Origin of the sequence: Streptomyces sp. ALI-76-A (genome assembly GCF_030287445.1) — a bacterium.
In the GTDB taxonomy this organism is placed as follows: Bacteria; Actinomycetota; Actinomycetes; order Streptomycetales; family Streptomycetaceae; genus Streptomyces.
Map to the genome: position 1 here is coordinate 1,068,989 of NZ_JASVWB010000004.1, position 22,332 is coordinate 1,091,320.

General features: G+C 67.8%; 15 protein-coding genes and 6 pseudogenes. 8 read left to right on the plus strand and 13 right to left on the minus strand.

Annotation, left to right across the window (positions count from 1 at the left end; translation table 11 throughout):
• Positions 1–237: 237 nt before the first annotated feature.
• From QQS16_RS40945 to QQS16_RS40975, 8 genes and pseudogenes are all read right to left on the minus strand, one after another.
• Positions 238–1,401, minus strand: a complete 1,164-nt coding sequence (locus QQS16_RS40945) for a DegT/DnrJ/EryC1/StrS family aminotransferase (RefSeq protein ID WP_286067731.1) — start codon at positions 1,399–1,401, stop codon at positions 238–240.
• Positions 1,394–2,122 carry a sugar transferase gene (locus QQS16_RS40950; RefSeq protein ID WP_286067733.1) on the minus strand — a complete coding sequence of 243 codons (729 nt, stop codon included), beginning with the start codon at positions 2,120–2,122 and terminating at the stop codon, positions 1,394–1,396. The genes QQS16_RS40945 and QQS16_RS40950 overlap by 8 nt, the downstream gene beginning before the upstream one ends.
• On the minus strand, positions 2,119–4,077 hold the full coding sequence (locus QQS16_RS40955) for an SDR family NAD(P)-dependent oxidoreductase (protein WP_286067734.1): 1,959 nt from the start codon (positions 4,075–4,077) through the stop codon (positions 2,119–2,121). The genes QQS16_RS40950 and QQS16_RS40955 overlap by 4 nt, the downstream gene beginning before the upstream one ends.
• A 226-nt stretch (positions 4,078–4,303) precedes the next feature.
• Entirely contained in the window at positions 4,304–6,124 is a 1,821-nt protein-coding gene (locus QQS16_RS40960; RefSeq protein ID WP_286067735.1) for a DUF4012 domain-containing protein, read from the minus strand.
• A 193-nt stretch (positions 6,125–6,317) separates the two neighbouring features.
• A pseudogene (locus tag QQS16_RS40965) lies at positions 6,318–6,611 on the minus strand (IS5/IS1182 family transposase); the annotation flags it as partial.
• Between the two features lie 171 nt (positions 6,612–6,782).
• Positions 6,783–7,166: pseudogene (locus QQS16_RS44170) on the minus strand (Mu transposase domain-containing protein); the annotation flags it as partial.
• Between the two features lie 125 nt (positions 7,167–7,291).
• Positions 7,292–7,455 (minus strand): annotated as a pseudogene (locus QQS16_RS40970) (IS110 family transposase); the annotation flags it as partial.
• Between the two features lie 27 nt (positions 7,456–7,482).
• Entirely contained in the window at positions 7,483–7,647 is a 165-nt protein-coding gene (locus QQS16_RS40975; RefSeq protein ID WP_286067736.1) for a transposase, read from the minus strand.
• 453 nt (positions 7,648–8,100) lie between these two features.
• On the opposite strand from QQS16_RS40975, the gene QQS16_RS40980 reads away from it, so the two are divergent.
• Positions 8,101–8,577, plus strand: coding sequence for a hypothetical protein (locus QQS16_RS40980; RefSeq protein ID WP_286067738.1), 477 nt, complete (start codon positions 8,101–8,103; stop codon positions 8,575–8,577).
• 337 nt (positions 8,578–8,914) lie between these two features.
• On the opposite strand, the gene QQS16_RS40985 is transcribed toward QQS16_RS40980, so the two are convergent.
• The 5 genes and pseudogenes from QQS16_RS40985 to QQS16_RS41005 form a co-directional block, all read right to left on the minus strand.
• Positions 8,915–9,934, minus strand: a complete 1,020-nt coding sequence (locus tag QQS16_RS40985) for a GDSL-type esterase/lipase family protein (RefSeq protein ID WP_286067739.1) — start codon at positions 9,932–9,934, stop codon at positions 8,915–8,917.
• A 620-nt stretch (positions 9,935–10,554) separates the two neighbouring features.
• Complete coding sequence (locus tag QQS16_RS40990) at positions 10,555–12,501, minus strand: alpha-L-fucosidase (RefSeq protein WP_286067740.1); 1,947 nt, start codon at positions 12,499–12,501, stop codon at positions 10,555–10,557.
• A gap of 632 nt (positions 12,502–13,133) precedes the next feature.
• Positions 13,134–13,307 (minus strand): RICIN domain-containing protein, encoded by a 174-nt coding sequence (locus QQS16_RS40995; protein WP_353479767.1) that lies wholly within the window; start codon positions 13,305–13,307, stop codon positions 13,134–13,136.
• Between the two features lie 40 nt (positions 13,308–13,347).
• Positions 13,348–14,793 carry a glycoside hydrolase family 43 protein gene (locus tag QQS16_RS41000; protein ID WP_286067741.1) on the minus strand — a complete coding sequence of 482 codons (1,446 nt, stop codon included), beginning with the start codon at positions 14,791–14,793 and terminating at the stop codon, positions 13,348–13,350.
• Positions 14,794–14,870: 77 nt separating this feature from the next.
• Positions 14,871–15,560 (minus strand): annotated as a pseudogene (locus QQS16_RS41005) (beta-xylosidase family glycoside hydrolase); the annotation flags it as partial.
• A 320-nt stretch (positions 15,561–15,880) separates the two neighbouring features.
• Between QQS16_RS41005 and QQS16_RS41010 the strand changes: the two are divergent.
• The 7 genes and pseudogenes from QQS16_RS41010 to QQS16_RS41040 all read left to right on the plus strand — a co-directional run.
• A pseudogene (locus QQS16_RS41010) lies at positions 15,881–16,327 on the plus strand (IS21 family transposase); the annotation flags it as partial.
• A gap of 141 nt (positions 16,328–16,468) precedes the next feature.
• Positions 16,469–16,621: pseudogene (locus tag QQS16_RS41015) on the plus strand (hypothetical protein); the annotation flags it as partial.
• Positions 16,622–16,914: 293 nt separating this feature from the next.
• Entirely contained in the window at positions 16,915–17,004 is a 90-nt protein-coding gene (gene kdpF, locus QQS16_RS41020; protein WP_055544543.1) for a K(+)-transporting ATPase subunit F, read from the plus strand.
• 8 nt (positions 17,005–17,012) lie between these two features.
• Positions 17,013–18,677, plus strand: coding sequence for a potassium-transporting ATPase subunit KdpA (gene kdpA, locus QQS16_RS41025; protein WP_286067743.1), 1,665 nt, complete (start codon positions 17,013–17,015; stop codon positions 18,675–18,677).
• Positions 18,674–20,839: a potassium-transporting ATPase subunit KdpB gene (gene kdpB, locus QQS16_RS41030; protein ID WP_286067744.1), complete on the plus strand. Its 2,166-nt coding sequence runs from the start codon at positions 18,674–18,676 to the stop codon at positions 20,837–20,839. The genes kdpA and kdpB overlap by 4 nt, the downstream gene beginning before the upstream one ends.
• Positions 20,840–20,844: 5 nt before the next feature.
• A complete protein-coding gene (locus QQS16_RS41035; RefSeq protein WP_286067745.1) occupies positions 20,845–21,513 on the plus strand; it encodes a potassium-transporting ATPase subunit C in 669 nt (222 codons plus the stop codon).
• Between the two features lie 125 nt (positions 21,514–21,638).
• Positions 21,639–22,322: a response regulator gene (locus tag QQS16_RS41040; RefSeq protein WP_286067746.1), complete on the plus strand. Its 684-nt coding sequence runs from the start codon at positions 21,639–21,641 to the stop codon at positions 22,320–22,322.
• The last annotated feature ends 10 nt before the right edge of the window (positions 22,323–22,332 follow it).

Consider the following 22,332-nt stretch of genomic DNA (forward strand, 5'->3'; position numbering starts at 1 on the left):
GGTTCGACCACGGGATCCCGGGCACCCGGCGTCGGCGCGGCTCCCCTGCAGAAGTCCACGTCCAGCGTGAGCCACTGGTGCAGGTCCGGCAGCACGGGCAGGCTGGGCACCGCCGTGCCGCCGGTCAGGTCCGGATCGCGGGCCGCGATCAGGCGTACACCGGGCAGCGCGGCCAGGACCTGGGCGCGGTTGCGGCCCATCGCGCCCAAGTCGTGTACGCCCGCTCGTGATGCGCGGTCACCGGGCACCAATCGGCAGCGGCTGATCCGTGGCATCCGGCGACGCGGTTGCCCGGCCGACGGCGGTGGTCACCGCGTCGGCGATCTCGGCCACCTCGGTCTCGGTCAGCCGGTGGTGCACCGGCAGCGAGAGCATCGCCTGGGCGACGGCCTCGGTCACCGGCAGTGCCGCGGCGTCCCCGGTGCCGCCGTCCCGCCGGGCGAAGATCGGCTGCCGGTGTACCGGCGGGAAGTAGATCCGCGCCTCGATGCCCTGGTCCAACAGGTCGGCGAGCACCTGGTCGCGGATGCCGGGAAGCAGGCAGGTGTAGAGCATCCAGCTTCCCCGAGCATCGGGTACCTGGTGCGGCGTCATCAGGCCGGGCAGCCCGGCCAGCCGCCGGGTCAGTGCTTCCGCGATCAGCTGTTTGCGCCCCAGGATGCCGTCCAGCTTGCGCAGCTGCACCCGGCCGATCGCGGCCTGCATCTCGGTCAGGCGCCAGTTGTAGCCGAGGCTCTCATGCTGGTACAGCCCGGTCTGACCATGGTTGCGGAGCAGTTTCAGCCGCTCCGCGACGCCCGGGTCGTTGGTCAGCACCATGCCGCCCTCACCGGTGGTGATGTTCTTGGTAGGGGTGAAACTGAACATGGCTGACCGGCCGAAGGTGCCGACCGGTCTGCCGCGGTACTCGGCGCCGGCCGCCTGCGCGGCGTCCTCCAGCAACGGCACGCCGGCCGCGCCGCATACCCGTGCCAGCTCGTCGAGGTCACCGGGCTGCCCGGCGTAGTGGACGGTCATGACCGCCCGCGTGGCCTGGGTGATCCGGGCCGCGACCGATTGCGGGTCGAGGTTGAACGTCTGTGGGTCGATGTCGGCGAACACCGGGGTGGCCCCGACGTGGCACACCGACGTCGCGGTGGCGACGAAGGTCATCGACGGGACGATCACCTCGTCGCCGGGGCCGAGGCCCTCGGCGAGCAACATCGCATGCAGCGCGGCCGTGCCGGTGCAGAACGTCACACCGAACCGCGCCTGATGCCGGTCGGCGAACTCCTGCGCGAAGGCCTCGTTCTCCGCGCCGTTGGTGAGAACACCGCTACGCAGGACCCTGCGTACCGCCTCCCCTTCCTCCTCACCGAGATCGGGGCTGGCAAGCCGGATCCGGACGTTGCTGTCAGGCACCTGTGAGCATCCTTTCTGGTTTGCGGGCGATCGGATCGTTGTCGTGGCTGGCGGTGGCTCCGCGCCCGGCCAGGACCGTCCAGACGGTGAGGAACAAGATGGCCAGGTCCAGCCGGAAGCTCTGGCGGAGGACGTAACGCAGATCCCACTCGATGCGCTCCGGCCAGCTCAGCCGCTGTCGCCCGTGCACCTGCGCCAGGCCGGTCAGTCCTGGGGCGGCCAGCAGCCGCACCTGCTGCCGATCGGTGTACCGGCGTACCTGGTAGGGCAAGGTCGGCCGAGGCCCGACCAGACTCATCTGTCCGCGCAGCACATTGACCAGCTGCGGCAACTCGTCAAGGGACATGCGGCGCAGCACTCGGCCGACTGCGGTCACCCGGGTGGTGTCGGCGTCACCCGGACTCTCCGGGCCGGCCGGAACATTCACCATCGTGCGCAGCTTCAGCAGGACGAACAGACGGCCGTCGCGGCCGACCCGCTGCTGCCGGAACAGGACGGGTCTGCCATGCGCGAGCAGGTGCGCCAGCGCGGCGATCGCGCAGAGCAGCGCGGCCGGCACGATGATCAGGCTGATCACGACCAGGTCCAGCAGTCGCTTGCCGCGGTACGACCTGCGGCGGGGCTCCTGGTTGCCGACCCGGGCACCGCCGGGCACTGCGGTGGGTGCCTCCGGGACCACCGGGTCGGCCGGGTACCGGCCCGGCAGAGGTGGGGCGGTCATCTGCTGGCCTCCGCTTTTCCGGGCTGGCCGGGCAGCACGGGCTGGCCGGGCGGTTGCTCGGGGCCGGGCGCGGCGGCGAGGCGCGCCAAGGCGGCGCGTACCTCATCTGGATCGGTGGGGTGACCGAGGCCGGTGACCTCGCCGACATCGAGTACGGGCACCGGCACCTGTCTGACCAGCGGATGCCTCGGCCGGTGGTCCGGCTCCTCCTTGCCCAGCAGGTCCTCGGTCAGCTTTTCGCCGGGGCGCAACCCGGTGAAGACGATCTCGACATGCCGCGACGTCGCGGCGGCCATACGACGGGCGAGGTCGACGATGCGGACCTGGTCTCCCATGTCGAGGACGAGGACCTCACCGCTCTCCCCGACGGCCACCGCCTGCAGTACCAGTTGGACGGCTTCCGTGGCTGTCATGAAGTAGCGAGCAACCTGCGGGTGTGTCACGGTGACCGGGCCGCCCGCAGCGATCTGCGCGGACATCGAGCCGAGCAGCGAACCCCGGCTGCCCAGGACATTGCCGAACCTGACGGACACCCAGGTTCCGGGATACTCACCGGCCATGTGTGCGGTGAGCCGCTCGGTGATCCGCTTGGAGGTGCCCAGGACGCTCACCGGGTCGGCCGCCTTGTCGGTGGAGACGTTCACGAACGACCGCACGCCACAGGCCACAGCCGCTTGCAGCACGTTCAGCGTGCCGGTCACGTTCGTCTTCAGCGCCTCGGCCGGATACCGTTCGAGCAGCGGGAGATGTTTCACCGCCGCCGTGTGGAACACGATCTCGGGGCGGGTCTGCGCGAAGATCTCGCGGATGCGGGAGGCATCTCTGATGTCGGCGAGCACAACCTCGTCGGAATCGAGCAGCGCACGGCCGTGCAGCGCGAGCTGGATCGCGTGCAGAGCGGATTCGTCCCGGTCGAGCAACACCAGCGACGCGGGACCCAGCCGGTGCAACTGGCGGCACAGCTCCGAACCGATCGAGCCGCCAGCGCCGGTGACAAGGATGCGGCGTCCGGCGAATTGACCGGCAGCCGACGTCAGGTCCAGCCGGATCGGATCGCGGCCCAGCAGCTGAGTGATCCGCGGGTCGCGGACGTCGTCAATCCGCGCCGGTCCGGCGACCAGTTCCTCGACGCGCGGAATCACCTTGGTGATCAGGCCGATCGACTCGGCCAGTGTGATCAGCTCGCGGACCACCTGACCGTCCCGGCACCCGCCGGCGATCGCGATCACCATGACCGTCGCCCCGGTCTCCGCGGTGACCTCCGCGAGCCGATCCCGCCCGCCGCGCACTCGGATACCACAGATCCGCAGGCGGTGCTTGCCTGGGTCGTCATCCAGCAGGGCAACCGGGTGGTACTGCGCGCCAGGCTGACCGATCAGCCGCTGCACCAGTTGCGTTCCGGCGCTGCCCGCACCGAACACGATCACTTTGACGGCGGTCGGCGCGGGCCGTCTCGGCCTGCGCCGGACGGCCGCGACTGCGGCCCTCACTGTGATCATGGCAAGCACGCCGAGCAGGGTGGCGAGGCCGGCCACGCCCGGCTTGTCGCCCACCAGGGGAAGCCCCGCCTGGCAGGTGCCCTCCAGAAGGAGCCCGGTCAGCCCGGCGGAGACCAGCACCGCGCTCAACTCCGCGCCGGTCGCCGCCTGATAGCGCCCGGAGTAGAGCCCGCACACGGCTCCGGCCAGTACTACTGCTGTCGATGTGACAGCACAGAGGATCACCAGATCGCCAGGTCCGACGAGCAGAGCGGAAGCGCTGCTCGTGGTCAGGCCGGCAATCAACAGGCCGCAAGTCCAGGCGATCGCGTCGATGGCGGCTTGCACCGCCGGCCGGCGGCACCGGGCAGCAATCCCGGACCGACCACTCGGCAAAGCGCGGCTTTCCTGTGCGGTGTGAAACACCGCAGGATGAACCGCTGTCATCTTGTCGTTGCCCGCGCGTTCCTCACGCAAGGTGAACCCCGATCAGCAGGTCGTCATGTGCCAAAGGCCTATTCCGGCACTTTGCTGACGGTATGTCCACGGACGCCGCCGCATCCTTTTGGGTGGATTCGGAATATATCTTGTGTTCTCGAACACTTGATTTTCTGTGGGCGCGATCTCGCTGCTCGGGCGGGTGAGTCCGCTGCACTCTTCATGAGCGGGCGTGGGGCCCTTGAGGTTTACCTGAGCGGCCCTACTACTTCACGCACGGCTGGATACTCACCTTGGTGGTCTGCGGCCATGCCAACGGTTGCAAGGGCACGACGGGGGCGCGGTCCGAAGCCGGTTCCAGCAGACGAATGTCCACTTCTCGCGTCTGACCGGGCAGGAGTTCCACCTGCGTCCCGAGTACCGGGTGACCGCGTTCCTCGGTCGACGACAACAGAAGTCGCCGCCCGTCCAGGGTCCCACTGGTGAACCGCGCACCGGAACTGGCGTACAAGGAAAGCCAGATGCTTGTGGACCCCGGGAGGTGTGAGCGCAGGGGATCGTCGGAACGGAGAGCGACGAGGGCAGGCAGGCCCGTAGCGGGAGCGGCGTTTGTCAGTTTGATTCGCACTACGCTGGAACGGGTACCGCCCTCGCAACGACCAAGTTCGTAGGTCAGCGACCGGCGCAGATAGTAGTCCATTTTGTTGCCTGCGGAATTGTTGACCACGAGATAGGCGAACGGCCCTGTTCTCTCGGGGACGTCGCCGGCCAGCTCGGCTTCTTCGAGTGCCGACTCGGTGGAGGCGTCTCTGCTCCACACGCGCAGTCGGCCGTCGTCGGCGTTCTGTCGCAGTGCGTGGAGGAGGGCCGCCGAATCGTGGTGGCTGCCCAGCAAGGCAGTAGCTACTGACTGTGCGACCTGTACCAGGAAACGCTTTCGTGCGGTGTTGCTGTACGACGCGTAAAGGGTGCTCTCGGTGAACTCTACGGTGTTGTCCGCTGTCAGATGCTTTCCGTCCGGAAGGCGGACCGGCCCCGTGGCTTTGAGGACACGGGCGAGTCCCACAGGATCGGTCGCGATGGCCCCATCGAGACGCTGCCCCGTGTGACGCTGCCACAAGCCCGCCCAGATCTGCGCCGCATAGGGAAAATGAGCGGACAGATTGGAATTAGCCAGCCCCTGGGTGCTCTCAGCAGCTCCGTACCGGCGGTCGAACTCCGGCCCGAAGTTCGCCACGGGGGTGGTGGTACGCGGCAGCGTGTCATCCGACGCGAAGTCGTGCAAAGTGATGCGGCCACGGTCGGCGGTCAAGATGCCAAAGGTGCCTACGAGGCCACCGGTCCCCCGGGCCTCGGCATTGTTCTGAAAGGCAAGAAAGTAGGAGCGTGGCTCTGAGGCGCCCAGAAGAGGCATCAGCAGCCGCATCGTCGCCTTCGCCTCGGAGACCGAGCCGGAAAGGCGCGCCACTCGGTCGGACAGCCGCTGCCGTTCCGTGTCGAGGCGACCGACCACCGTCGAGCCGGGCAGGCCGTTCAAACTCGTCTCGATTCCGGTCAGCCGGCGGTGCACATTCCCCAGCAGGTCCGTGGCAGCCGAGAGCCGGCGGAGGTCGACGCGACCCTGGTGCACAATCTGGCCGGACGCGAGCAGCTGATGCAGTCGCACCGTCTTCGGGAGCACCCCGGTGGCCATCTCGTCGGCGGCGACACTCAGTCCCCGGGCGGAACGGAGCGGTGGGCCCATCAGGGGGAGGTACTCGGCTACGCTCCACACCGGCGTGCCGGCCGCGCTCCGGGCGGCCGCTGTGTGTTTCCGGATGTCGCCCAGCACCTCGGCCGAAGGCTGGCGATGACGGGCCATCTCCGTTTGCAGTCGGTCGGTGGTCACCTGAGCCGCAGCGAGATTGCTCTGGACCGCGCGGACCTCCCACACCAGGAAACCGGCCGACGCGGCGGACAACAAACCGACGGCTCCGGCAACCCAAAGGAAAACCCGGTGGCGGCGCCTTGACACCAGAGCCGCGAATGCCCGCGCACCCTCCTCAGCGCCCTTCCGGCTGCGCGTCGGGTCTTTGCCTGCCTTCATTGCCTACCCACGAATCGAAGGGCCTACCGGAACCAAGCATTGGGAATGGATCAGTAATGTCAGTCACGGAGACGCGTTGCGAACTTCACCGCGCCAAGTAGCGGGAAACTCGGTCCGAACGGCCTAAAGGTTGTTCCGTGAGTGAACTCTGAGCTTCCTCGGGAGCCGTTGGCCGTCGTGCGGGCCGGCTCGTCTATCCGGCGAGGGTGAGGTTGTGCATCCGGGCGATGCCGAGCATGGCATGGTGAACGCCGTCGCCTTCGAGACGGCAGTCTTTCCAGTCCGGCAGGTCTTCGCCCTTGCGTCGGCGCTGGGGCATGACGAGCCCGGTGCTGGGACAGCCGCCGTCGGCGATCGTGAGTGTTCTGCCAATGGCGACTTTGGCGCCTGATTCCTCCCATGCCTTGCGGTCGTTGCGGTTGCCGGGCAACGGCTGGCCCACCACGACGACCAGGCGGGTGTCGGCGTCGATGACGACCTGGTGGTGGTCGAGTTCCGGTAGTTCTAATAGCTCATCGGTGAGCCCGAGCACGGCAGTGCAAGGGCCTCCATGCAAGGTGGAAGCCTGCCGCCGTTCTGGGGCCTTGATCCCTGTGTTCAGACCGGCTCTGCCTCGCGTTTGGCCGCTGCCGTCAGGAGCGGTCGAGTGGAGCATGACCTGCGACTTCGTGGCCCGGATCTCGACCAGCTGGCGGGGGCGGACTCGACGGGCGGGCACCGAGTAGAGGTTGCCACCGAAGGCGACCAGACAGCCTTTGCCGACCGGCCGCAGGTGTCGCTCGGCCACCAGACACGGCGTCGGCGGCAGTGGTTTGAGGGCCGCGTGGTCACGGGCCGCCCGCTCGCCGATGACCTCCCGGTGCGTCTTGTGGACCTGAGCTGCATCGGCCAGCGTGCGGTCATAGCGACTGTGCACCCGCGCAGAACCGCAACCGCAATCCGGACACGCCACCGCCAACTCGCGGGTGCAGGCCGCGATGCGGACCACGCCGCCCGCCACCCACACTCGCCCCACCCGCACCACATCCAGGTGCGGGGACATGATCCGTACGAGGTCATCACACTCGCTGACAGTGCCGCTACCTGTGACGGAGCGTCATCGGCGCACGGTGGCACACGCCAGCTTCACGGAGATCTTGCCAGGGCCACGTTCACGTGTACGCCGACAGCACCTTTGACCTTGCGGTTCTTCAGCCAGGTTTCTATGCGCCTGACGCCGCTGCGACGGATGGCTGCCGGCGTCTGGTAGCCGGTCAACAGCAGACGGGCCCTTTGTTCGTCAGGCTGAGGGCCCGCTCCAAAGCCGGGCAGATCTCCAGGAGTTGCTCTCGGGGGTTGGCGTCGATGCGGTGGATGCCTTACTCGGTGGCGTCGGCGACATCATCGAGGTGGTCGGCAACGAGGTTGGCGAGTTCACGCTTCTTGAGCGAGGACCACAGCAGTTCCACCGGGTTCAGCTCGGGAGCGTAGGTGGGTAATCGTTCCAGGGTGAGCCAGTCCTGTTCGGCGACCCAGGCCCGCATCGCCGGCTCCAGTGGGCGGACAGGCCGTCCCAGACCAGAACCACTCGCTCGCCGCGGTAGAACACCTCCACCTGCTCCAGGACCTCGATGAGCCCGGCGGTGTCGTAGCTGCCGGGCTTGAGGTGGAAACACAGGCGGGCTCCGCGATCGGGGTCGGTGGAGTGGTAGCCCAATGCTCCGGCCATCGACGCGCGCTTCCAGTTCAGGCGGTGCCGCAGGAGCGGAGTCCGCCCTCGGGGCGAGTAGGTGCGGCGGATTGAGGGAGCAGGGACACGCCTGATTCGTCGAGGAAGACGATCCAGGCAAACGTGACAGCGCCAGAAGTGGACCAGAGCCCTCAGAAACCGACACAGTCATCGGAGCCTCTCCCGGCCTCGGTCTACCTCTTCTTCGGAGGCGCGAGGGGGATGACGGTGCGGGCGCCGCGCAGAGTTGCGATTCAGGAACTCGCTCGTGCAGGTCCGGATGTACTGGGACCCGCGGCTCGACGCGCGCGTCCGCGAGGCGGCCACCATCACCACCCATCCGCAGGCGGGCAACGGCGGGACAGTGCCGGGGCTGGAGCAGGGCTCGCTCAAGCCGCTCCCCGAAGCGGTCGGTGACGTGGCCGTGCTGAAGGACCTCGTCACCTTCGACGTCATGGCCCAGTACGTCGCCGACCGGACCCAGAAGGTGCTGGGCTACCTCGCCTGCGCGGTCCTGACCGTCCTCCTGCTCATCGACAGGTCGCCGGTCGAAGCGGTCGCCTCCGGCGGGGCGGTCGCGCTGCTCTTCACCGTGGCGTTCAAGGTGGGCGCGATCCGCCTCGGGAAGATCACACAACGGCTGACGGACGCCGGGTTCCTCGCGGTACGCGACGAACAGGGCGCCCAGCGATTCCTGCGCCCGGAGCAGCAGTTGCCCGGCCCCTCGGTGCGCTGCAACCTGTGAAACGAACCTCTCGCATACATTTCCGTACATTCTGCGTACGCGGACGGGCTGGGTGCTGGGCGCCGGGTCAGAGCTTCCCGACCAGTGTCCCGCCTGACACCGCACCTGGGGCGCGCGATGCTCGACAATCGCCTCCAGGGCGCTCGCCGCGGCAAGGATTTGCGTGTGATCAGCTCGTCGTCCACGGCGGTCTCCATGATGGCCTTGAGGAGCCGGTATGCCTCGGCCGTCATCGTCACCGTCGGCGGCAGTTGCCCGCAGGGCCGTTCCGTCGGGTGCCCCGTGCGTGGAGAGGGGGCGGGGGAGGGAACTACGCCGTCCGGGAGGTGGGTACCGCTCAGGAGGTGAGTAGCGAGAGGTTCACCGTGTTGGCGATGGCCTGCATGCCGGCGCTGTTGGGGTGCAGATGGTCGCCGCTGTCGTAGGCGGGGAGCAAGCGCGCCGGGTTGGCCGGGTCCCGGAGTGCCGCGTCGAAGTCGATCACCGCGTCGAAGGCGCCGCTGGTGCGGATCCAGTCGTTGACCTGGGCGCGGATGGCGGCCTTGGCGGCGGTCTGCGAGGAGTGCGGCAGGATGGTCCCGCCGATGATCCGGACACCGGCCGTGTGTGCCTGGTCGATCATGGTCTGGTAGCCGGCGATGATCTGGTCGGCGGTGACGCTGCTGTTGTTGATGTCGTTGATGCCCTCCAGCACGATGGCGTTCTTCACGCCCGGTTGGGTCAGGACATCGTGGGAGAACCGGGTCATGGCCGCGATGCCCTGCTGCGCGCTCGGGCTGTCGGTGACCACGCGGTTGCCGCCGATGCCCGCGTTGACCACGCCGAGGCGCTGGCCGCCGGACTGGGCCTGGAGCCGCCGGGCGAGGTAGTCGGGCCAGCGCTGGTTGGCGTTGTCGGTGGCGCTGGAGCCGTCGGTGATGGAGTCGCCGATGGCAACGACGGTTCCGTTGGCCGTGGGTGACACCACGTCGAGTCCCGCGACGTAGAACCAGCGGGCCGTGGTGGTGGTGAAGCTCGTCGCGGCCTCCACCAGCAGGTTCTGCTCCGCGACGACCGGCATCGCGATGACGTCGCTGGTCAGTTCCTGCCCGGCGGCGATGGTCGGCGTGGCCGACCGGCCGAAGGTGACGGTACGTGTGGTACCAGCGACTGCGGTGGCGCCGCTGGACTGGACGGCCACCGTGGCGGCACCGACCGAGAGGGCGGTCGTGCTGCGCAGGTTGGACAGCCGGATGCGCAGCCCCGCACACCCCGCGGTTATGGAGGCGCTCTTGACGTCCAGGCACTTGCCGCTGTTGATGTTGACCAGCGAGAAGGTGCCGTCGCCGTGGTCGACCGCCTCGGAGTCCGACAGCACGGCGGCGTTCTTGCCGCTGTGCGCCGCCGTCAGCGCGTAGACGTGGCCGCCCTGCGGCGCGCCCGCGGCCGAGGCGTCTGCCGCCGGGACGAGGGCGAGTCCGGCGGCGGCCAGGCAGGTGGCGGATGCCGTGGCCGTGAGTCTGGCGGAGAGTCTTCGGGAGGTGTGTATGCGGCCCTTCTTTCTGGGTGGGGACGTGCGGCTCTCCCGCGTGGGGACGTGCGGGTCGAAGGGCTGGGGCGCTCAGGAGGTGACGCTCCGCGTGAACTGCTGGTCGAGCCGGCTTCCGCAGGTCTACTGGACCAGCACGGCCCCGTTGAGGGAGGCCGAGTCGGCGACCCAGGAGCCGGCGAGGTGCACGGTGGCGCCGGCCATGTCGCCGAGTGCGGGGAAGCCGTGTGCGCGGACGGCGTGAGAGCGGCGTTGATGTACGGCAGGAGTGGGGGCTTGGGTGAAACCCGTGAAGTACAGCCGGACGTTGATGGTGACGTGCTCGGAGAAATGATGGAATCAGGCACACGTTCTGGGGGGCGCGAGGTGCCCAGGCACCTCGCGCCCGCAGGGGACCGCCACCGCTGCCCCTCGCAACAGGCCGAGGAGGAGCTGGCCGGAGGGCAGGATCAGGAGGGGATGATCTGCCACTGTTGCTCGGTCCGCGACGCGTACGGCTGCTGCTCGATGTTGGCTCCGTCGGCGGTGCTGCCCTCGTCGACGGCGAGGCAGAGCCCGCTGTAGCGGTTGATGAGGAAGTAGTAGCCGTCACCGGTGGATGTGACGGCCCAGTGCTGCTGGGGGGCACTGGCGTCCGACCAGATGCCGACGTTGCCGCCGTCCGCGCGGGAGAGACCCGCGACCTCCATGAGCTTGCCGCTGCCCACACCCTTGATCTTGTAGTAGCCGTCGCCGGTGCTGGTGAAGGTCCACTTCTGGTTCGCCTGGTTGAGCCATGGCCACTGATCGACGTTGGAGCCGTTGGCGGTGCGCGCACCCTCCACGTCGGCGACCTTGCCGCTGTGCCGGGCGACCAGCCGGTAGACGGTGCCGTCGCCGGGCAGGGTGGTGGACACCAGTGCCGGTTTGAGCGACCGGCCGCCGATCCGGAGGCCGCTGATGTTGGCGTAGCCGCCGGTGGCCGCGTTGACCTGGATCCGTACGAAGCCCACGTTCCGGTTGGGCCACTCCACCAGCTTGTACTTGCCGTCGCCGGCCCAGGTGCCGGTGGCGACCTGGGTGAAGGTGACGCCGTCGGTGCTGGTGAGGATGGTGTAGGAGGTGATGTCGCCGTCGGTGGAGTTGCTGCGGTTCCACTGTTTGGGCAGGTACTCCAGGGTGGAGACGTTGCTCCACACCCCGCCCAGGTCGATGGTGATCGACTGTGGCAGCGGCAGGCTCCAGGTCGACCAGCAGGTTTCGTAGCGGACGTCGCTGAGTCCGTCGATGGCGTTCAGCGGTCCCTCGCCGGCGCGGAAGGCGGTGGCATACGCGTTGACCGGTGTGACGGGGTGCTCGGCGCGCAGTGGCTGGGTGGGCAGCGGCGGCCGGGAGGTGTTCGGGCTCCATGCCGCGCCGACCTCGGCGAGCCGGTTGACGACGTTGGTGTCCAGCAGGCCGTTGCGGTTGGGCGGGCAGTTGAGGATGAACGAGGTGTACTTCGGCTCGAGGTCGGCCAGGTGCGACAGGATCGCGGACCTGCTCATGAGGCCCTCGGTCGGGGTGGAGGGGTGCCAGAACCAGCCGTTGCTGATGGTCTGTCCCTGCATGCCGGCGTAGGTGTTGCCCGTCGGCGCCGTGATGCCCAGCGGCTCCTCGAAGAAGATCGCGTCGCTGAGGAAGGGCTCCACCAGCCCACCGATGTCGATCATGACGCAGTCCGGCTGCAGCTCCTTCACCAGCGAACGGATCCTCTGGTAGGAGACGGCCTGCTGCCCCATCTGCCATGCGTAACCATCGGTCATGAACATGTCGATGGTGCCGTAGTTGGTGAGCAGCTCGCGAATCTGGCCGAGCATGAAGGTCATGTCGCCGGGCTGGATGGCATCGGTGATTTCGAGCCCGGTGACCTTGTGCCGGCTCTCCCATGCCTCGACGCCGAAGGTACGGTCCCAGATAGAGTAGTAGAACCCGACCTTCAGCCCCTTCGCCCGGAACGCGTCGCAGTACGCTCGCACCACGTCCTGCTTGTAGGCGCTGTTCGCGACGTTCTGGGTGCCATAGGCGCTCGGCCACAGGGCGAAGCCGTCATGGTGCTTGGTGGTCAGGATGCCGTAACTCATCTTCGCGGCAGCCGCCGCGTCGGCCCACTGCGCACAGTTGACGCTCGGGGGAGCGAAGAGCGTGGGGCTCTGGTTGGGCTCGGCCCACTCCTGGTTCGTGAACGTGCCCAGGCTGAAGTGGTTGAACATGCCGAACCGCATGTCGACCATCCTGCTCAGGTTGGTCTGCGTGTCAGCGGCGGCCGCCTGCGACAGAAGGCCGGAGAAGCCGGGGACGATCGGCAGGGCGGTCGCGGCGCTCGCCACACCCGCCGCGCCGAGAAACGTACGGCGAGTCATTCTGGACGAGGACATGGATCACTCCTGTGTGGCTCGATGGCTGCTTGCGGTGACGGCGTGGTGGGGACGGACGACGGCGCCTGGCTCGACGGGGTCGGTCGGGGCGGGCGACCGGTTTGCGGGACGAAAGTGACGTGCGGACGTGGTATCGCCCGAGGGGTGGGCTCCGACTTCGGCGCGGGTCAGGTGGGCAGGAGCGTGAATTACCCGAGTAGGGCGGCGCTCCTCCAGTGAGTGATCGGCTCTGGCAAGGTCTTCTCCTGGCGGTTAGCAGGACAGCGCATGGTGTTGATGACAGGCCGCACGCACAGCACGTTCGGCGGAGCAACATCGGATGTATTAACGGGCACCAGGCAGTGGTCTGTCTAGGGTCATGACGGAAATAGCCAGATCAACCCAGAGTTGGTGGCTGACACGCGGGTTTGAGCGCCTGGACGGAACGGCCCTATACATAGGAGGTGTTAAGTCCGGCAGGTTGAGCGAAGAGGGGCGACTGGGCTCTGCGGACGCCGGCCCAACCGCGAGCGTGCCCGCCCCGCGACCTCCGGGTAGACCCGGGAGACAAGGGGCGGGCACGCTCATGCCGCGATCACGCGCCGGCTTCCGTCCGGGTGCGACATTGCCGTCCGCACCCGGACGGACGGTCGTCACGCCGCGCGCCGCTGGAACTGCTGGTCGGTGCCGGCGCCGCAGGGCCACTGGATGAGGTGGGCGCCGTTGGTGGTGGACCCGTCCTTCACGTCGAGGCACTTGCCGCTGTGCCGGGCGACGAGCCGGTAGTAACCGCCTCCCTGCGCAGCAACGGACGGAAAGGTCAGAATCCTCGGGCTTCAGCCCGAGGAGCAAGTCAACGCGGTGCGGTTACGCGGCGCGGGTGAACTGCCACCAGTTCATGTTGAACAGGTAGCCGCTGCCGCCGGTGAACCGCAGGTAGAGGTCCTGGGTTCCCGTCACGCCGCTCACCGGGCAGCTCACCGTGGTCCAGGCCTGCCAGCCGCCGGTGTTCGGCACACTGCACCGGCCCACGACCGTGCCGCTCGGACTGCCCAGGCGCAGCTCGACGGTGCCGCCGCTGGTGGCGGAGGCCACGCGCGCAGTGTAGGAGGAGGCGCCCGGTCCGAAGGCCGCGCCCTTGACCTTGATGTAGTCGCCGTTTTCGATCCATCCGACGTTCGTTCCGCCGTCACTGGTCCATTCGGTCTCGATCCCGGAACCCCAGGCGATCGTCTCGGCCTCCTGGCGTATGTACGGGTCAAGCGCACCGAGCTGGGGTGCACCGGTGTTCGTCATGTTGATCGTCGGGATCGTTCCGTCAGCGTTGTAGGAGAACTTCTCCACTGCGACCGAGCGGGTGAAGCCGCCGCCGCCCGGGAGGGCGCCGTTGTGGTAGAAGAAATACGAGTTGCCCTGAAAGTCCACGATGCCCGCGTGGTTGGTGAAGCTGTTGCCCTGGGCGGGCATGACTGTTCCACGGTAGGTCCACGGCCCGGTCGGGCTGGGTGCCGTGGAGTAGGCGATGAACTCCGAGCAGCACCTGGCCGCATACACCATGTAGTACAGGCCGTTGCGCTTGTAGATCCAGGGTGCTTCCTCGTACAGCGTGGGACGGTCGGGGTTGTCGGTGCGGGTTCCGAACCCCGCGGTGGTGAGCGGAATTTGGGCGGGGCTGCCTGCGTAGGAGGTCATGTCCGCGTTCAGCTTGACGTACCACAGGTTCGGATTGCCCCAGTACAGGTAGGCTTGGCCGTCGTCGTCGATGAAGACGGTCGGGTCGATCTCAGTGTTCTCCATCAGCGGGTGGCCGAGGGCGTCCCGGAACGGGCCGGTGGGGCTGTCCGACACCGCCACGCCGATGGCCATCCGGCCGGTGGCCCGGGCTGTCACCGGCACGTACCAGTAGAACTTGCCGCCCCGTTCGACGGCCTGGCCCGCCCACGCGTCGGTGGACGCCCAGCTGAAGGTGTTCAGGCTGAGCGGTGAGCCGTGGTCGGTCCAGTTGACCATGTCGGCGGAGGACCACACCCGCCAGTCCTTCATCACGAAGGAGGTGGAGCCGTCCTCGTCGTGCCCGGTGTAGAGGTAGACCCGTCCGTTGTACACCAGTGGGGAAGGGTCGGCGGTGTAGACGTGCTGCACGATCGGGTTGTCGGCCCTGGCCGCGGTGGGCTGCACCGCGGCGGGAACGACGGCGAACACCAGCAGGAGGCCCACCACCCAGGCGGCTGCCCGGGTGCGTCTCGTACCGGTGGCGGGTGATCTCACTGCGGTCGGGTGAGCCGTTGGTTTGTGGACGGCGGTACTGGCCATGGCGTGGTCCTTCCTGGTGCTGCGGGTCGGGGACTGAGCAGCTGGTCAGATACGGGGAGGGGACGTTGCCGCGCTCGGGGTGTGGTCAGCGCGAACCCTGCGATGCGGACGGAGCCGCCGAGTGTCTGCGTGGCGTAGTCGGGAAGGGCGAAGCGGTGGCCCATGAAGAACTGCCAGGTGTCGCCCATGGCGAACGCGGGCCCAGGCGGGTGAAGTTGGAGCTGTCGGTGCTGTAGGAGAAGGTTCCCGGACGGGAGGCGCCGGGGCGGATGCCGGCGGCCGTGCACAGCCGGATGCGACCGCCCGTGACGTTGGCGCTCGCGACTTCGGTGCCGGTGCCGGTGGTGTTCCAACTACTGTCCACGGTCAAGCCGTTGACCATCACTGGCGTGTTGGTGCCGCCGTCTCGTGTGATGCCGATCCACGTGGAGGGGTCGCGCAGCAGGGCGAGTCCGGTGCCCGGTCGCCGTCGCATCGTCACGTGGTCCAGCTGGATGGTCGCGGTGGAGGTGGGTCCCTGAATCCGGTGGGTGAGGGTATTGCGGGCCCAGTACAGGCAGTTGGTGACCGTCGCGCTGCCGCGGGGTCAGGCCGTTGTTGACGGACCACTTGCCATTGTCCGGAGTGTGGTTCCAATCCCCCTTTGGTCTCACGGTCGTTCCGTCGAAGGTGTCGACGCCGGTCAGTGGGGTGACCTGGCGGGGTGGGGGCGGCAGGACGGGGCTGGGATACGACGTGTCCCAGGCACGGCCTACGAGTCGGACGACGGCCGGCCGCGCCAGGTCTGACAGGAGGACCACGGCCGCGCGGCACAGGCGCGGGCGTGGGCATGGTGCGGGTGACGTCACACGATGCTCCGGGAGGCGATCGGGGCTCGCCGCACGAATGCCGGGTGCACCCTTCCAAGTCCGGCACTTGGCGTGTGGGGGAGAGCCTTACTGGTGCGGACGATGCGGGTGCTGTCATGCCCGGCATGTGCGCCATGCGCAAGCCGCTTCGGCCGGGCGTGTTCGATACTGCGAACGTTAATCGATCCTTCGGACGGCATGGATCCTAGGAGTGGAGAGCGGACAGCACAAGATCCTTGATCGACCCATTTATGCCGAAGATCGAGAAGTGGGTCGACCGGTCGCAGCGCACGGTACGAGCCGACAAGCTCCACGAACGCCTCCAGCTACTGGGGTTCACCGGGGACGAGCGGACGACGCGGCGGGCGGTCGCGCGGGCGAAGGGAACAGTGGCGGGCCGGCCACCGTCGTACTTGCCGGCCGTGGATCGCCGAGCCCGGTCTCTGGTTTCAGTTCGCCTGGGGATGGGGCCCGAAAGTGCCTGGTCCGGGCGGTGGAAGCGAGCGCGAGACGCTGTTGTTCTGCGCATGGCTGGCGTGGTCCCGCTTTGACTCACCGGCAACGAGAAGACGATGACCATCGACTGGGTCACCGGGATCGCGGTCCGTCATCCTCAAGTCGTGCACTTGGACCGGGCGGCAACCAGTACGGCACATGCCAGGCGAGAGTGCCGGTCATGCTGGCCGATGCATCGTTCTGGGACTCTTTCGAGCACGGGGCCGGTGACCGCGCAGATAAGCGGCTGCTCTCACTCCAGACCGGAAACCTTGAGAGGCGGCGGCCACCAGGCTGGTCCGCGTGCCCAGATGCGTACGGGAATCGCCGGGCCCGGCACTCACGTCACGGTCTTGATCGCCGAGGTCGAGCCGGATCGGCTGTGGCGGCGGCTGCTGCCGACCCAGCGGGGCGTGCTCGTCGCCCATGCCGTACGACGGGACACGGACGCGGTGATCTGCCGGCTGCGGTTCCCCATCTCCTGACCTCTGCGCCCGAACGGCCCGCACCTCACCGGTGTGGACCGTCGGCGTTCCCCGGGAGGAGCTGGTCCGGCACCCGCGGTGGACTCCGGCATATGGGTTCCGTCAAAAGCGGACGGGCCGCCGTATGGAAGGCGTCAACGCCCGCCGAATCCGGCCAGCGAGGCGCTTTCCTCTAATCGTCCGCTCGATCCGAACCGCATCTAGGAGCTCGCGATGGCCGACCTGGCCTTCGTCGTCACCATAATTACGGTCTTTGCGCTGGTGGCCCTCGTCGCCAAGGGGGTGACGAAGCTGTGACCGCCGAGAATATCGTCGGCCTGATCGTGGCCGTCGCCCTGCTGGGCTATCTCGTCCTCGCCCTGGTGTTCCCGGAGAGGTTCTGAGTCCTGATATGAGCCCCGTCCTCGCCGGTGTGCTCCAGCTGCTCGCGCTGATCGCGGCGCTGGCCCTGGCATACCCCCCGCTCGGCGACTACATGGCCCGCGTCTACTCCTCCGACAAGCACCTGCGCGTGGAGAAGTGGATCTACAAGGGCATCGGCGCCGACCCGAACGCCGAGATGCGCTGGTCCGCCTATCTGCGTGGTGTCCTCGCCTTCTCCGCGGTGAGTGTTCTCCTCCTGTACCTGTTGCAGCGCGTGCAGGGCAGCCTGACCGGCTCGCTCGGTTTCTCCTCGATCGACCCGGACCAGGCGTTCAACACCGCCGCGTCCTTCGTGTCGAACACCAACTGGCAGTCCTACTACGGCGAGCAGGCCATGGGCCACGTCGTGCAGACCGGCGGCCTGGCGGTGCAGAACTTCCTCTCCGCCGCCGTCGGCATCGCCGTCGCGGTGGCACTCGTACGAGGATTCGCCCGCTCCCGCACCGGCGAGCTGGGCAACTTCTGGACCGACTTGGTGCGCGGCACCGTCCGTATCCTGCTGCCGCTCTCCGTCGTCGCCGCGATCGTCCTGGTCGCCTGCGGCGTGATCCAGAACTTCTCCGGCATCCACGAGGTCGGCCAGTTCACGGGTGGCCACCAGGAGTGGAACGGCGGCGCGGTCGCCTCACAGGAGGCCATCAAGGAGATCGGCACCAACGGCGGCGGTTACTTCAACGCCAACAGCGCCCACCCCTTCGAGAACCCCAACGCCTTCTCCAACCTCTTCGAGATCTTCCTTCTCCTGCTGATCCCGTTCGCGCTGACGCGAACCTTCGGCCGGATGGTCGGCTCACTGCGCCAGGGCTACGCGATCCTCGCCACGATGGCGACCATATGGGTCGCCTTCATCTGCCTGATGTGGTGGACCGAGTTCGCCCACCACGGCCCGGCGTTCCAGATCGCAGGCGGTGCGATGGAGGGCAAGGAGAACCGCTTCGGCATCGGCGCTTCGTCGATCTTCTCGATCTCCACGACGCTCACCTCCACCGGTGCGGTGGACTCGTCTCATTCCTCCAACACGGGGCTGGGCGGCGGGCTGAACCTGCTGGGCATGCAGCTCGGTGAGATCGCGCCCGGCGGTACCGGATCGGGCCTGTACGGCATGCTGATCATGGCGGTCATCGCGGTGTTCATCGCGGGTCTGATGGTCGGCCGTACGCCCGAGTACCTGGGCAAGAAGATCGGCACCCGCGAGATCAAGTTCGCGGCCTGCTACATCCTCGTCACACCGGCACTGGTGCTCATGTCTACCGCGGCGGCGATGGCGCTCCCGACGCCCGGCAACTCGATGACCAACTCGGGCGCGCACGGTTTCTCCGAGATCCTGTACGCGTACACCTCGGGCGCCAACAACAACGGCTCGGCCTTCGCCGGTCTGAACGCGGACACACAGTGGTTCAACACCACGATCGGCATCGTGATGCTGCTCGGGCGGTTCCTGCCGATGGTGTTCGTGCTGGCGCTGGCGGGTTCGCTGGCCGAGCAGCAGCCGGTGCCGGCCACCGCGGGCACGCTGCGTACCGAGAAGCCGCTGTTCACCGGGCTGTTGGTGGGCGCGATTCTGATCATCGCCGGTCTGACCTACTTCCCGGCGCTGGCGCTGGGGCCGCTCGCTGAAGGGCTGGCGTCATGACCAGCGACATCAAGAAGCACGACGACGCAAAGAAGCAGGACGCCATGTCCACCTCGACTCCGACGCTATCCCCCCACCGGGACGCACCGACCGGCCACAAGGGCGGCGAAGGCCGGGTCGGCGCGGGCCTTTTCGACCCCAAGCAGCTGGTCAGGTCGCTGCCGGACGCTCTGCGCAAGACCGACCCGCGGGTGATGGTCAAGTCACCCGTGATGTTCGTGGTCCTGGTCGGCTCGGTGCTGACGACGGTGTTCTCGTTCAAGGACCCGGGCGACTGGTTCGGCTGGGCGATCAGCGCCTGGCTCTGGCTCACCGTGATCTTCGCCAACCTTGCGGAGGCGGTCGCCGAGGGCCGCGGCAAGGCCCAGGCGGACACCCTGCGCAAGGCCAAGACGGACACTGTGGCGCGTCGGCTGTCCCAGGACAGCAGGGCCGAGGAGCAGGTGCCCGGCACCGAGCTGCGCATCGGCGACCTGGTCGTCTGCGAGGCGGGCGACATCATCCCCGGCGACGGTGACGTCGTCGAGGGCGTGGCATCCGTGGACGAGTCGGCGATCACCGGTGAGTCGGCCCCGGTCATCCGCGAGTCCGGCGGCGACCGCTCGGCCGTCACCGGCGGCACGAAGGTGCTGTCCGACCGCATCGTCATCAAGATCACGACGAAGCCGGGTGAGACCTTCATCGACCGGATGATCAACCTGGTCGAGGGCGCCGCACGCCAGAAGACGCCCAACGAGATCGCGCTGAACATCCTGCTCGCCTCGCTGACGATCGTCTTCCTGCTCGCGGTGGCCACCCTGCCGCCGTTCGCGGACTACGCGGGCACGCAGCTGAGCATGGTCGTGCTGGTGGCCCTCCTGGTCTGCCTGATCCCGACCACGATCGGCGCCCTGCTCTCCGCGATCGGCATCGCGGGTATGGACCGGCTGGTGCAGCGCAACGTACTGGCCATGTCGGGCAGGGCGGTCGAGGCTGCCGGTGACGTGTCGACCCTGCTGCTCGACAAGACCGGCACCATCACGCTCGGCAACCGGCAGGCCGCCCCGTTCGTACCCGTACGGGGCGCCACCGAGGCCGAGGTGGCGGATGCCGCCCAGTTGTCGTCGCTGGCCGACGAGACGCCAGAAGGCCGCTCCATCGTCGTCCTGGCGAAGGAGAAGTACGGGCTGCGCGAGCGTCACCAGGGCGAGCTGACCGGTGCCGAGTGGATCGTCTTCACCGCGCAGACCCGCATGTCCGGTGTCGACCTCACCGAAAACGGCACCGCCCGCAAGGTCCGTAAGGGGGCCACCGGTTCGGTGCTCGCCTGGGTCCAGGAGCAGGGCGGCACCGTCGCCGACGACGCCGACACCATCTCCAACTCCATCTCCGAGGCGGGCGGCACACCGCTGCTGGTGGCGGTCGAGGACACTGACGGGGCCCGGGTGCTGGGTGTGATCCACCTCAAGGACGTCGTCAAGGAGGGCATGCGCGAGCGGTTCGACGAACTGCGCCGCATGGGGATCAAGACCGTCATGATCACGGGCGACAACCCGCTGACCGCCAGGGCGATCGCCGAGGAGGCCGGCGTCGACGACTTCCTCGCGGAGGCCACCCCCGAGGACAAGATGGCCCTCATCAAGCGCGAGCAGGCGGGCGGCAAGCTCGTCGCGATGACCGGCGACGGCACGAACGACGCACCCGCGCTCGCGCAGGCCGACGTCGGCGTGGCGATGAACACGGGTACGTCGGCCGCCAAGGAGGCCGGCAACATGGTCGACCTCGACTCCAACCCCACCAAGCTCATCGAGATCGTCGAAATCGGCAAGCAACTCCTCATCACCCGGGGCGCGCTCACCACCTTCTCCATCGCCAACGACGTCGCGAAGTACTTCGCGATCATCCCGGCGCTGTTCGCGGCCGTCCACCCGGGCCTGGACAAGCTCAACATCATGAACCTGTCCTCGCCCGACTCCGCGATCCTGTCCGCGGTCATCTTCAACGCGCTGATCATCATCGCGCTGGTCCCGCTCGCCCTGCGCGGTGTGCAGTACCGGCCGGTCAGCGCGGACAAGATGCTCCGCCGCAACCTCGGGATCTACGGCCTGGGCGGGCTGATCGCCCCCTTCATCGGCATCAAGATCATCGACCTGCTCATCTCCCTCATCCCCGGGATCGGCTGACCGCCATGAACAACTCGGTTACGAACACTGCCCGGTTGCTCTGGGCCGGCCTGCGCGCCCTCCTCGTGCTGACCGTGGTGACGGGCATCCTCTACCCGCTGGCCATCACCGGCGTCGCCCAGGGGCTTTTCCCCGGCAAGGCGAACGGCTCCGAGATCAAGGCGGACGGCAAGGTCGTCGGCTCCTCGCTCATCGGCCAGGCGTACAACCTGCCGCTCAAGAAGGGCCAGGAGACCCCCGAGCCCGAGCTGAAGTGGTTCCAGGGGCGCCCGCAGAACGGCCTGGGCACCAACAGCGTCAACACCCAGTACAAGCTGATCCTGTCCGGCGCCACCAACCGTTCCGGTGACAACGCCGACCTGATCAAGTGGGTCGAGGACGCCAAGGCAGCGGTCACCAAGGACAACTCGACCACGGACTACAAGGTCAAGCCGTCCGACGTACCCGCCGACGCCGTCACCTCCTCGGGCTCCGGCCTGGACCCGGACATCTCCCCGGCGTACGCCGGCATCCAGGTCCACCGAATCGCCGAGAAGAACGGTCTGTCCGTCGCCCAGGTCCACAAGCTCGTGCATGAGCACACGGACGGCCGGATCCTGGGCTTCATGGGCGAGCCCACTGTCAACGTCCTCGAACTCAACATCGCGCTCAAGGAACTCGTGGCCAGGAACTGATGGCCTTACGCGCACCACGCGGGAGTTGGCGGGTCTGGAGGCTTTCCCGATCCGTCAACTCCCGGCGGCCCTGACATGGGTTCGGCATCCTCTGGCTCTCCGTGCAACAGGAAAGGCGCACACCGATGACCCGGGTACTGGTCGTAGAGGACGACCCCCAGCTCGTACGGGCGCTCGTGATCAACATGCAGGCACGGCAGTACGGCGTCGACGCGGCCCCCGACGGCGCCACCGCGCTCCGGCTCGCTGCCGCCCGCCAGCCCGATGTGGTCCTCCTCGATCTGGGGCTGCCGGACATGGACGGCACAGACGTCATCAAAGCCCTGCGTGGCTGGACCAAAGTCCCGATCCTGGTGCTGTCCGCCCGCAGGACCTCCGACGAGAAGGTCGCCGCGCTTGACGCGGGAGCTGACGACTACATCATCAAGCCGTTCAGCATGGACGAACTCCTCGCCCGGCTGCGCGCCGCGGCCCGTCGCACCGAGACCGTGCCGCTCACTCCCGAGACGACGCTGGTCACCACGGAGGACTTCACCATCGACCTGCTGGCCCAGAAGGCCATCCGGGCCGGCCGCGATGTGCGCCTGACCCCCACCGAGTGGCATCTGCTGGAAATCCTGGTCTGCAACCCGGGCCGGCTCATCACGCACAAGCACCTGCTGCGGGAGGTGTGGGGTGCTTCCCAGAGCAACAACACCAACTATCTGCGTGTGTACATGGCCCAGCTGCGGCGCAAGCTGGAGGCGGACCCGGCCCACCCCCGCTACCTGATCACTGAACCGGGCATGGGCTACCGCTTCGAGAGCTGACCCGCTCCCG